General features: G+C 40.3%; 10 protein-coding genes and 1 tRNA gene. 3 read left to right on the top strand and 8 right to left on the bottom strand.

What is annotated here, in order from left to right; translation table 11 throughout:
* From L0Z67_RS06985 to L0Z67_RS06965, 5 genes are all read right to left on the bottom strand, one after another.
* Nucleotides 1–76 (bottom strand) — tRNA-Gly (locus L0Z67_RS06985).
* Between the two features lie 139 nt (nucleotides 77–215).
* Nucleotides 216–761 (bottom strand): CDP-diacylglycerol--glycerol-3-phosphate 3-phosphatidyltransferase, encoded by a 546-nt coding sequence (gene pgsA, locus L0Z67_RS06980; RefSeq protein WP_062570777.1) that lies wholly within the window; start codon nucleotides 759–761, stop codon nucleotides 216–218.
* A gap of 41 nt (nucleotides 762–802) precedes the next feature.
* Entirely contained in the window at nucleotides 803–2,626 is a 1,824-nt protein-coding gene (gene uvrC, locus L0Z67_RS06975) for an excinuclease ABC subunit UvrC (protein WP_062570776.1), read from the bottom strand.
* Nucleotides 2,627–2,634: 8 nt separating this feature from the next.
* Complete coding sequence (uvrY, locus tag L0Z67_RS06970; RefSeq protein WP_062570775.1) at nucleotides 2,635–3,285, bottom strand: UvrY/SirA/GacA family response regulator transcription factor; 651 nt, start codon at nucleotides 3,283–3,285, stop codon at nucleotides 2,635–2,637.
* A gap of 107 nt (nucleotides 3,286–3,392) precedes the next feature.
* Nucleotides 3,393–4,544, bottom strand: coding sequence for a dicarboxylate/amino acid:cation symporter (locus tag L0Z67_RS06965; protein WP_062570812.1), 1,152 nt, complete (start codon nucleotides 4,542–4,544; stop codon nucleotides 3,393–3,395).
* Between the two features lie 410 nt (nucleotides 4,545–4,954).
* Between L0Z67_RS06965 and cysK the strand changes: the two genes are divergently transcribed.
* Nucleotides 4,955–5,923 carry a cysteine synthase A gene (gene cysK / locus L0Z67_RS06960; protein ID WP_062570774.1) on the top strand — a complete coding sequence of 323 codons (969 nt, stop codon included), beginning with the start codon at nucleotides 4,955–4,957 and terminating at the stop codon, nucleotides 5,921–5,923.
* 148 nt (nucleotides 5,924–6,071) lie between these two features.
* Nucleotides 6,072–6,512, top strand: a complete 441-nt coding sequence (locus tag L0Z67_RS06955) for a hypothetical protein (protein ID WP_130151447.1) — start codon at nucleotides 6,072–6,074, stop codon at nucleotides 6,510–6,512.
* Between the two features lie 46 nt (nucleotides 6,513–6,558).
* On the opposite strand, the gene L0Z67_RS06950 is transcribed toward L0Z67_RS06955, so the two are convergent.
* Complete coding sequence (locus tag L0Z67_RS06950; RefSeq protein WP_062570772.1) at nucleotides 6,559–8,838, bottom strand: acyl-CoA dehydrogenase; 2,280 nt, start codon at nucleotides 8,836–8,838, stop codon at nucleotides 6,559–6,561.
* Nucleotides 8,839–9,006: 168 nt separating this feature from the next.
* On the opposite strand from L0Z67_RS06950, the gene L0Z67_RS06945 reads away from it, so the two are divergent.
* Nucleotides 9,007–10,857, top strand: a complete 1,851-nt coding sequence (locus tag L0Z67_RS06945; protein WP_193988672.1) for a M2 family metallopeptidase — start codon at nucleotides 9,007–9,009, stop codon at nucleotides 10,855–10,857.
* A gap of 57 nt (nucleotides 10,858–10,914) precedes the next feature.
* On the opposite strand, the gene L0Z67_RS06940 is transcribed toward L0Z67_RS06945, so the two are convergent.
* Together L0Z67_RS06940 and L0Z67_RS06935 are read right to left on the bottom strand one after the other, a co-directional pair.
* Nucleotides 10,915–11,709 (bottom strand): putative porin, encoded by a 795-nt coding sequence (locus L0Z67_RS06940; protein ID WP_062570770.1) that lies wholly within the window; start codon nucleotides 11,707–11,709, stop codon nucleotides 10,915–10,917.
* A 218-nt stretch (nucleotides 11,710–11,927) separates the two neighbouring features.
* The gene (locus tag L0Z67_RS06935) at nucleotides 11,928–12,302 is read right to left on the bottom strand and encodes a PH domain-containing protein (protein WP_062570769.1); all 375 of its coding nucleotides are present in this window, start codon (nucleotides 12,300–12,302) and stop codon (nucleotides 11,928–11,930) included.
* Nucleotide 12,303: the final 1 nt, after the last annotated feature.

The raw sequence follows: 12,303 nt of genomic DNA, 5'->3' as shown, positions 1-12,303 counted from the left end.
TGGAGCGGCACACGAGGCTCGAACTCGTGACCTCAACCTTGGCAAGGTTGCGCTCTACCAACTGAGCTAGTGCCGCTTTCTTTATCTTGGGGGCTATGCCCTCTCAACACGGACGCATTCTACAGAGATTATTAAACGCGTCAATATAAAAAATGCCAGTTTTGAACTGTTTGCTTATTTTTTATCTAAAACGGTGTGTAATTAGACGTTTAGGATCAATTTTTGGTCAACTCTGACCACGCAGCCATCAAATATTGCAACATAGAACTAAGCGTTAACAGTGTCGCAATATATAAAAGCCCATAACTTAAGTAGATCATCCAAGTGTCAAATTGCCAAATTAAGCCAATAATCGCTAGCATTTGTGCGGCGGTCTTGAATTTGCCCATATTTGATACGGCCACGTTGTCGCGTTTACCCTGCTCGGCCATCCATTCACGCAGTGCAGAAATAACAATTTCACGACTGATAATAACAAGTGCAGGTATTGTCATATATAAGCTCTGATAGTGACTAGAAAGCGCTACAAGTGCTGCGCAAACCATTACTTTATCGGCAACAGGATCTAAGAAAGCACCAAAGGGTGTTGACTGATCAAGTCGACGAGCTAAGTAGCCATCAAGAATATCAGTGATTGACGCAAGCCAGAATACAAATGCCGCTGCGAAAAACGCCCATGAGAATGGCAAATAAAAAATCACCAAAAAAATAGGGATTAGAAAAAGTCTAAAGGTTGTGAGTGTGTTTGGAATATTCCACATAACTACTTGGAGATGTCTTTTTTTCTATATTCGCATGAAGGCTACGCCTTGTCATGCAAATGATTAAATATCTTCTCAGCCATTTCAGGGCTGATCCCAGGAACTTGTTTTAATTGTTCTATATTAGCAGCTTTTACCCCTTGCATGCCCCCTAAATATTTTAAAATTGATTGACGACGCTTTTGCCCTACCCCAGAAATCTCTTCGAGTAGTGATTGAGTTCGCTGTTTTTGTCTTTTATTACGGTGACCTGCAATAGCAAAACGGTGTGATTCATCACGAATATGTTGAATTAAATGAAGAGCTGGCGCATCTGAATCAAGTGGAATTGTTTTGCGTCCTCCATCTATGAGTAAAGTTTCTAACCCTGGTTTTCGGCTAGTCCCTTTTGCGACACCCACTAACAGTGGCATTTTATTATGCGGCCACGTTTCAAAATACTGTTCAGCACGAGACAGTTGACCTTTACCACCATCGATGAAAATAACATCGGGTATTTTTTCTTCGTCGACTACTTTGTTGTAGCGCTTATTTAATGCGAACTCCATGGCGGCATAGTCATCTCCACCAGTAATCCCCGTAACATTAAAACGGCGATACTCTTTATTATTAGGTCCTTGCGAATCAAACACAACACAACTCGCAACCGTGTTTTCACCCATTGTATGACTGATATCAAAACATTCCATGCGATTAATATCATCAAGACGTAGCGTTTCTTTTAATTGCGCATAGCGTTTATTAATTGAGTCTTGGGTACTTTGTTTTACACTGATGCTATTTAATGCATTTTTGTTAGCTAGCTTTAGATACTGTGCCCGCTCACCTCGATTAGCAACTTTTAAACTGACTTTACGCTCTGAAATAGCCGTAAGTGCCTCACTTAAAGGCTCACCCTCTTCAATACTAAACGGTAATATAATTTCTTTGGCGATACGCCCTGTTGCACCGGGCGCTAAATAATACTGGCCTAAGAAAGAAGTCAAAATTTCTTCTTGCCCTGAATCCTTTGGCACTTTCGGAAAGTAGGTTTTACTGCCCAGCACTTTATGGTCGCGGATCATTAATAAGTGAACTGCATTTAAACCATTCAGATGAGCAAAGCCCACAACATCCATTTCAGCATGATTACCTGAAATAGATTGTTGTTCCTGCATTTTTCTAAGTAGCATTATTTGATCGCGCACTTTTGCAGCTAATTCAAATTTCAGCTCTTTACTGGCTTGCTCCATCTTGGCAATTAAATCAGCAATAACTTCATGTGATTTACCCAGTAAGAATTTACGAACAAAATCAACTTCTTGCTTGTATTCTTCATCTGAAACTTTATTGACACAGGGTGCAGAACAACGCTTCAATTGGTATTGAAGGCAAGGACGACTTCTAGCTCGATAATAAGCATCTTCACATTGGCGAACAGGGAAGATCTTTTGCATTAACCGCAAGCTTTCGGATACGGCACCTGCACTGGGAAAAGGCCCAAAATACTCACCTTTAATTTTGCGACTACCACGGTGAAAAGCTAAGCGTGGATGTTTATGATCAGTCAGTAAAATATATGGATATGATTTATCATCTCGCAGTAAAATATTGTAGCGAGGCTGGTATTTTTTTATTAGATTATTTTCAAGTAATAGAGCTTCGGTTTCGGTATTAGTTAGAGTGACTTCAATACCACAAATATTACTTACTAAGACACGGGTTTTACTATCAGTAACATTACTGCGGAAATAACTACTGACACGCTTTTTTAGGCTTTTAGCCTTCCCTACATAAATTACTTGCCCTTCATTATCAAGCATCCTGTAGACACCAGGTTCGCTTGATAATGTTTTAAGAAAGCGGGCAGAATCGAAATCAGACATTGAGCAAATTAATGCGAACTATCAATATCGATCATTTTATGGCGGATCGCTAAATGAGTTAGCTCTACATCACCACCCACATTGAGCTTTTCAAACATGCGGTAGCGATAACTATTCACTGTTTTTGAACTGAGGTTAAGACGGTCAGCGATATCTTGCGCTTTTTCACCTTTAGTGATCATTAACATAATCTGTAACTCACGCTCAGATAAACTCTGAAACGGGTTTTCATCTGTTCGACCACTAACCTGTGCAAGTGCAATTTGCTGTGCTATTTCTGGTGCAATATAACGTTGACCTGCATTTACAGCACGAATCGCATTCACCATTTCATCTGAGCCTGCCCCTTTGGTTAGATAACCATGAGCACCTATCTGCATCACTTTGCTAGGAAATGGGTCTTCGCAATGCACAGTAAGCACGATTATTTTTACATCTGGGCAATAACGACAGATTTTCTTCGTTGCTTCTAACCCGCCTATACCTGGCATATTCATGTCCATTAACACTATATCAGGTGAATTTTGACGGCAAAACTGTACTGCTTCTTCACCGGTTTTAGCTTCACCAACCACTTTAAAACCACGAACATCATCAAGTATACGTCTGATCCCTGTCCGTACAAGTTCATGGTCATCAACTAAAAGTACATTAATCAATGGAACACCCTCGAATAACCCAAATATATGCTTTCGCACAATTTAATGTGCCACATTAGCACAGAAACAGCGAAACGATAAATCAAATATCGTCTCGCAAATTAATTTTATGACGAGGCTTTCTCGCTAAAGCGATCAACCCACAATGCAATAATACCATCGCCTGTAACATTACAAGCAGTGCCAAAGCTATCTTGCGCTAAATATAGTGCAATCATTAATGCAACAGCGCCTTCATTGAAGCCAAGCATACTGGTTAAAAGCCCCAATGCTGACATAACTGCGCCACCAGGTGCACCCGGTGCTGCAATCATGACGACACCTAACATCATAATAAATGGCAACATGCCGAATAATGATGGCACATCCATATTTGGTGACAAAAACATAACGGCTAATGCGCAAGTAACTATCGTAATAGTTGAGCCTGATAAATGGATGGTTGCACATAATGGTACAGTAAAGTTTGCAACATCTTCTTTTACATTATTTGCTTTGCTCGCACGTAATGAAACTGGGATCGTTGCAGCACTCGACATTGTCCCTAAAGCAGTAAAATAAGCTGGAAGCATATTTTTTACAAGTTCTATTGGATTACGTTTTAATAAAAGACCCGTACTAACATATAAAACTGTTAACCATAACCAGTGCATAATCAGTGCAGCAAGTAAGACAATACCAAACGTTTGTAGTGTATCAACGACTGTGCCTGCAACGGTCATTTCAGCAAAAACACCTGCAATATAAAAAGGAAGCGCAGGGATAATAACTTTTGCTAACAAGCCATCAATTACATCGCGTCCTTGGTCCGACACTTTTTTTAATGTATCAAGTTGCAGTTGACTCATGCCAATACCAAACACAAATGCTGTAGCCAAGGCTGTCATAACCCCCATAAGAGGAGGAATTTCTAAATCGATAAAGCTTCCTACTTCAGTCGCAATTTCAGCTTCGTAGGTTAAGCCACCGTCAAACAACGGGATAATCGTACTAACCAGTAAGAAAGCAAGTGTACCCGCAATAATAGTCGAGCCATAAGCAAACCCTACTGTTTTACCAAGCAAGTGACCTGAGCCCTTTGGTAAGCCTGCAATACCTGATGCAATAAAGAATAAAATGATCAACGGTATCGTAAAGGTAATCAACTGACCTATTATTTCTTTTATTGTATAAAGGAGTTCAACACCTGTTAATGGCACATATAGTCCCACTAAGATACCAGCAACAATGCCAGCAATTAACTTTAGAATTAAATTCATAACGATCACTTCAATTTTTAGGTGGTAATCTTTTACCACGTTTTGATTTACTTTTGTTATAAAACAGCCAAATTTACGTTTGATTGCGCAATTTACCATCACAACTGACAAGAATCTAATTTGAAAATTGATCTCAGTTATAATTATTGCATTAAATACATGCCGAGTGATTACCTTTTTGAAGAAGCCGAACACATCACTCACTTAATTCTTTAAGCGTAAAAACTCCCCCGACTATGTGGCAGCTCTGATGATTTTTGGCTTATTCCTAAAAGCTATAAGCCTATTCGCTATATGTTATAGCCAAACTTTACTTTCGTTTTTTATTTGGCGAAGTAAAGTGTGACTATTACAGATCGGTAGCCTAAGCTATTTGATCACGATTGATAAATTGCTTCCAAGGGAACACTATGTCTAACATTTTTGAAGATAATTCATTAACGATTGGCAATACGCCAATTGTAAAGCTTAATCGCGTTACCTCAGGTAATGTTTTCGCTAAAGTAGAATCTCGTAACCCAAGCTTCAGTGTTAAATGCCGCATTGGCGCTTCAATGATCTGGGAAGCAGAAAAGTCAGGTGTTTTAACGAAAGAAAAAGAGTTAATCGAACCAACATCTGGTAACACAGGTATTGCTCTTGCCTTTGTTGCAGCTTCTCGTGGTTATAAATTGACACTGACTATGCCCAATACGATGAGCTTAGAGCGTCGTAAACTATTAAAAGCTTTAGGCGCCAACTTAGTCTTAACAGATGGCGCTAAAGGCATGAATGGCGCTATTGAAAAAGCAAAAGAAATTCAAGCAAGTGAGCCTGAAAAATACATTCTTTTACAACAATTCGAAAACCCAGCTAACCCGAAAATTCACTTTGAAACAACGGGTCCTGAAATCTTCGAAGCAATGGATGGTAAAATCGACATTTTCGTAGCTGGTGTAGGCACGGGCGGTACTATTACAGGTGTAAGCCGCTACCTTAAACTAGAAAAAGGTTTAAATGTTCAATCTGTTGCTGTTGAGCCAACAAACTCACCTGTTATTAGCCAAACTCTAGCAGGTGAAGAAATCAAACCAGGTCCTCACAAAATTCAAGGTATCGGTGCCGGCTTTATCCCAGGTAACTTAGACCTAGAAGTTGTTGACGCTGCTGAGCAAGTATCAAATGAAGATGCGATTGCAATGGCGCATGAGTTAATGAAAAATGAAGGTATCTTGGTAGGTATTTCATCTGGTGCAGCAGTTGTTGCGGCAAAACGACTTGCAGAAAAACCTGAAAATGCAGGTAAGAATATTGTGGTAATTTTACCAAGTGCGACAGAGCGTTATTTATCAAGCCCATTATTTGCTGAAGAATTCAGTGACAAAGAGCTTGTTCAATAAATAGCTTAATTAAGATAAAAAAGGATGCATATTGCATCCTTTTTTATTATAAAATAAAAATAAACCAACCTTAAACACCTAACCACCTTTACAAGAAAGTTATTTAGTCACACACTAAACGCAAATTATATTTTCTAAACTATGAACAATGAAAAAAATACTTTTTATTTGTGCCCTGCTAAGCAGTGTTTTACTACTCGGATGCGGACCTGAAGATGCCCCGAAAGGTGAAAAGAATACCCCAGGAGTAACGGCGACGCTCTTCTTTGACGCTTTATATAATAAACAAGATTTAAACTTAGCGACCCAATATGCAACGCCAAAGATGGCGCGAATTATGAAATCTTATGGTACCGCTAACCAGTTTGCCCGTAATTTGGTTAATATGCAGTACGATGAAGTCGTGATCGAAGTCGACATGACGAATATGAGTTTGCGAGAGCAGTACGGTGATAAAGCCAATATCAATCTTATTTTTACTGGCTACTTCAATGGCAAAAAAATTGATGATATGCGTAGCGTTAAAATGATACGTAAAAAAGGTGATTGGTATATTGAAAAAATTAACCCCGACCCTTTTGCTAGATAAGTGAAGACAAAAAAGCCTTGCTAAGCAAGGCTTTTTAATGCGTTGATTAGAGTTCACCAGGCGCGAAATTATCCACAGCGATTGCTTGCTTACGTAGCGCATTCGCTTCACTCATACGCTCAGCGACGGTTGCATTAATTAAGTTTTTCTCAGCAGCTTCAACGATAGCATCCTCAAGCTCTAGATTACGGGAAATCGAGCCTTCTTTTTGCCATTTTCGTAATTGTTTAAAGTCTTCCTGCGTATCTATCATGGCTAAGAAAGCATTTTCCATTACACCAGTTCCCGCTTTATCGTCTACGTAGCATAAATGGGTCAATCTGTCCCTAAATACACCAGGGTTAGTCATGTGCTCACACATAGTCTGTGCTAGCTCATCACTTGGGCGATGGTAATGGTTACCCAATGGGAAAACGATACGCTTCAGTAAAAAGTTAACAATCGGGTTCGAAAAGTTTTTGAAAAAGCCGTCAAATGCTTGGCCAATACTATAAAGCGAATGTTCTACTGCATATTGAACAAACGGTAAATCGGCTTGTTGACGCCCTTCATCTTCGTAGCGTTTCAGAACGCATGAGGCAAGATATAAGTGGCTCAGCACATCGCCTAAACGCGCCGAAATCATCTCTTTACGTTTTAACTCGCCACCTAATACCAACATAGCAACATCAGTACAAAATGCTAAGCCTCGACTCATTCGGCTCAACTGTTTGTAATAGTGACTTGTCACTCCACACACTGGAGATTTAGCAAAGTAACTGCGTGTTAAACCATGTACAAAAGCCATACCCGCATTGCTTGTTGCAAACAAAATATGCTGTAGCAGTAATGAGTCAAACTCTTTCAGTGCAAGGTCATGATCTTCCATTGCAGCGGCTGCCATTTCTTTTAAAACAAATGGGTGGCAACGAGTCGCACCTTGACCAAAAATCATCAAATTACGAGTAAGAATATTTGCCCCTTCAACGGTGATCGATACAGGGATCCCCATGTAACCATGGGCAAGATAGTTATTAGGACCTACTTGAATACCCTTACCTGAATGAATATCCATGGCATCATTCATTACAGTGCGACCCATTTCTGTCATATGGTACTTAGCAATGGCTGTCACTACTGATGGACTCAGCTTTAAATCTATGGCGCCAGCGGTCATTAACCTTGCAGATTCAAGGGTGTATGTTAACCCACCGATACGCGCAAGCGCTTCTTGCACGCCTTCGAATTGGCCAATTGACACACCGAATTGTTGCCTTACCGTCGCATACGCCGATGTCATACGTGATGCAAGGTGGCCTGTTGCAGTGCTGAGTGCCGGTAGCGAAATACCACGACCAGCGCTTAAGCATTCAACCAGCATGCGCCAACCTCGACCAGCCCCCTTTTCGCCACCAATGATCCAATCAAGCGGAATAAACACATCTTTACCATAGGTTGTGCCATTCATAAATGCCATATTGAGAGGATAATGACGCTCACCCTTTTGCACACCTTCGTGATCAGTCGGAATAAGCGCACAGGTAATACCTAACTCTTTTTTATCGCCCAACAGACCATCAGGATCGTACATCTTAAATGCAAGACCTAGCACTGTAGCAATTGGTGCAAGGGTAATGTAGCGTTTTGACCAATTAAGCTTTAAACCGATTACTTCTTCACCATTATGCATGCCCATGCAAACAACGCCAGTATCGGGAATACTACCGGCATCCGACCCTGCCTCTGGACCTGTTAACGCAAAACAAGGTACATCATCACCTTTAGCTAAGCTTGGTAACCAACGCTCTTGTTGCTCTTTAGTTCCGTAATGAAGCAGTAGCTCACCAGGGCCTAAACTGTTTGGTACCATTACGGTGACCGCAGCAGTTAAACTTTTAGTGGCAATTTTTGATACGATGGTCGAATTAGCAATGGCTGAAAATTCACGGCCACCAAATTCTTCAGGAATGATTAACGCAAAAAAGCCTTCTTTCTTTAAATATTCCCAGACTTCTTTTGGTAGGTCTTTATCTTTTTGGACAATTTGATAATCATCAAGCATAGCAAGTAACGTCTCAACCTGCTTACTCATAAATGCGCGCTCTTTATCACTGAGTTCAGGTTTAGGAAAACTATGTAGTTTCTGCCAGTCAGGGTTGCCACTAAATAGCTCACCATCCCACCACACGTCGCCCGCTTCCATGGCTTCACGTTCTGTTTGTGATAAGGGTGGCAATACTTTTTTAAACATACTAAACGTTGGTCGAGTGATCAGATTAATGCGAATATCTTTTACAGCAAAAATCACAATCACAGCAACCAGTAACAGAATGATTACGGTCGTCATTATGCAATCCTTTTATTTAAATTAACTGTCTTCAAGTATGACTGATCGTGCAATAAATACAACGTAAGCCACATCTCGTAAATTGTTCTCATCTACATAGTTTGTTGTTTATCAAGACGCTGCTATTATGCAGGGGCAATAAATAACAATAAACTTCTAGGGAATGTTATGAAAAAGACTCCATTTAAACTCAGTATGAGCGCTCTCATGGTGGCCAGTGCACTTGCACTTTCAGGCTGTAATGATGACGCTACAAATACCAAAACAGCTACGGCTGAAATCAAAAAAAGTCGGGTGACGCCGCAAGATGCTGCTAAATTTATCGCCGATACAGAAAAAGAGTTAAGTGCGCTTTATTTAGAGGCTAGTCGCGCTGAGTGGATTTATGCCAACTTCATCACGCACGATACTGCAGAGTTATCAGCTGAGGTTAATCGTAAGATGACCGAAGCTGTTGTTCGTCTTGCTAATGAAGCTGCAAAATTCGATAGTTTAGAACTGGATTACGATGCGCGTCGTAAGCTAGACAAGCTAAAACTAGCGCTAACTTTGCCTGCCCCACAGGATGCTGAAAAAACAGCAAAACTCTCACAGTTAGTTGCTGAACTAGGTGGTATTTATGGTAAAGGTAAATACTGTAAAGAAGATGGTAGCTGCTTAAGCCTTGGCGAGATGACCGCGAAAATGGCGACAAGCCGCGACTACAATGAACTACTGGATTTATGGCAAGGTTGGCGCCAAGTTTCCAAACCGATGCGCCCACTTTATGAGCAGCAAGTTGCACTGACTAACGAAGGTGCTAAAGAGCTTGGCTATGCAGATACTGGTGCTATGTGGCGTAGTAAATACGATATGCCAGCGGATGATTTTGCAAAAGAGCTTGACCGTATTTGGGGTCAAGTTAAACCGCTTTATGATTCATTACATTGCCATGTTCGTGCCAAGCTCGGTGAAAAGTATGGCGAAGATAAGGTCCCTCAAGACCAACCAATTCCTGCGCATCTGTTAGGTAATATGTGGGCACAAACTTGGGGGAATATCTACGATGTAGTTGCGCCGGAAAATGCAGATCCTGGCTACGACGTAACAGAGTTATTAGCAAAACATGATTACGACGAGCTGAAAATGGTGCGTGGCGCCGAGAAGTTCTTTACTTCAATGGGTTTTGCGCCATTACCAGACACTTTCTATGAACGCTCACTATTCACTAAACCACAAGATCGTGACGTACAGTGTCACGCTTCAGCATGGAATATAGATAGCAAAGATGACCTACGTATCAAGATGTGTATTCAGCGTACCGGTGAGGAATTTTCTGTTATTCACCACGAGTTAGGCCATAACTTCTACCAGCGCGCTTACAACACGCAACCTATTTATTATCAAGAAAGTGCGAACGATGGTTTCCATGAAGCCATTGGTGACACTATTGCGCTGTCTGTTACACCTGACTACTTAAAAGAAATTGGTTTATTAGACGAAGTGCCTGATGAATCAAAAGATATCGGTCTATTAATGAAAATGGCACTGGATAAAGTCGCCTTTATCCCATTTGGCTTATTAGTTGACCAATGGCGCTGGAAAGTATTCTCAGGTGAAGTAACACCCGAAAATTACAACAAAGCCTGGTGGGAACTACGTGAAAAATATCAAGGCGTTCAAGCGCCTATCGCACGTAGCGAAGCAGACTTCGATCCAGGTGCTAAGTATCACGTACCGGGTAACACCCCTTACACGCGTTATTTCTTAGCGCATATTTTACAATTCGACTTCCACAGAAGTTTATGTGAAATTGCTGGTAACAAAGAAGCGATTCATCGCTGTTCAGTGTATAACTCAAAAGAGGCTGGTGAAAAGCTGAATGCGATGTTAGCAATGGGTTCAAGTCGCCCATGGCAAGAAGCCCTTGCTACAATAACGGGGAAAGAAGAAATGGATGCAACAGCAATCTTAGATTACTTTGCGCCATTACAAAAATACCTTGATGAGCAAAATAAAGACCGTCAGTGCGGATGGTAAGATACTAAAAACTAAAAAGCCCGCATGATGCGGGCTTTTTTACAATCAAATTAATGATTAGAACTGTAAGCTTACGTTAGCAAAGTATGCATCGTAATCTGAGTCATCCCAGTTGTTACCGTAACCCGCTTTTAAGCCAACGTTTTTATTGAAGAAGTGTTGAGCACCAAAGCTGTAATCATCTTCTTTGTTAAACGTTACAAATACTGACGTTGCTTTAGAGAAATAGTAGTTAGAACCTAACTCCCATGAGCTACCGTTATCATCTGTATCAGAGATTGTACCTTCAACTGTAAGGTAGTTACCTTGTTGCAGATCTACGAAGTATTTAGCATTTACTGCGCGGTAATCAAACTCGTCATCAGCAGTTAAAGTAAAACCAATGTAATCAGTGCTGTTTAACTGGTGGTTATACTTAAGATCAAACATCACTGAGTTGTCACCGTCTTCAACGTCAACGAAAGTCGCTTTTAATAATAAGTTTGGATTGAAGAAGTAACCAGCAGAAACGTTAAATACATCTGTGCTTGAACCAAAATCTGAGTCATAGTTGTTGTAGCCAGCGCCGAATACAAAATCTTCTACAAAGTACTCACCACCTAAGCCTAATACATCACCAAAATCATCGTCTGAATAAGCACCATAAACGTTAGTCGTTTTGTTGATGTACTCAAACTGGTCGTAAGGACCCATAGTGTTCTTTGGTGCAAAGTAATAAATTGAATCAACACTTACTGTGTCATTGCCATCGGTGTCCGTATACCCTAAGTGGCTGATTGATTGATAACTGTCCGCAGCAGTCGCGGCAGTTGAAAGAAGCATACTCGAAATAATAACTGCTAACTTTTTCATAAACAGATTTCCCTATAAACATTGTTTTAATTGCTACAAAACTAGCCAAATGGCTAAGTTGGGCACATGCTAACGCGAGAAAACTGAACGGGAACTTAACTAACTCCTTGTTTTTAATCAACTAATTGTAATAAATTGTCGGCAAATGTAAAGAAAAAGTTGGCCCGAATTTTCAATTCAACACCAACTATATTATAAATCACTTTATTTTCAATGTGTTATAATGAAAACTCACTAATTATTCTATAAACCTCATTAATGTTATCACCTGCTTTGAAGTCTTTGCTGATCGGAGTAGGATCTGACCCTACCCAGATTTTCAGCTCTGCATCTAAATCAAAATGCCCCGCGCTTTCTTTACTAAATTTAGTAATTTTTGAGTAAGCAATACTTAGCATTTCCACTTTAGACCCCGTAACACCTTGTTTATCAATAATAATCAATCTTTTATTGGTGAAGATAAACATATCACGGATAACCTTATAGGCCTTTTGCACTGTTTCACCCGCGATAAGCGTGTTAGCAAGTAATTCTTCTAGATCATCATTATCAACTTCGCTAGCATTACCCATTAATCCACTTAGTAAACCCATA

It is taken from the genome of Pseudoalteromonas sp. PB2-1, from assembly GCF_045040605.1.
Taxonomy (GTDB): Bacteria; Pseudomonadota; Gammaproteobacteria; order Enterobacterales; family Alteromonadaceae; genus Pseudoalteromonas; species Pseudoalteromonas arabiensis.
This window is presented reverse-complemented; position numbering and strand designations above follow the sequence as displayed.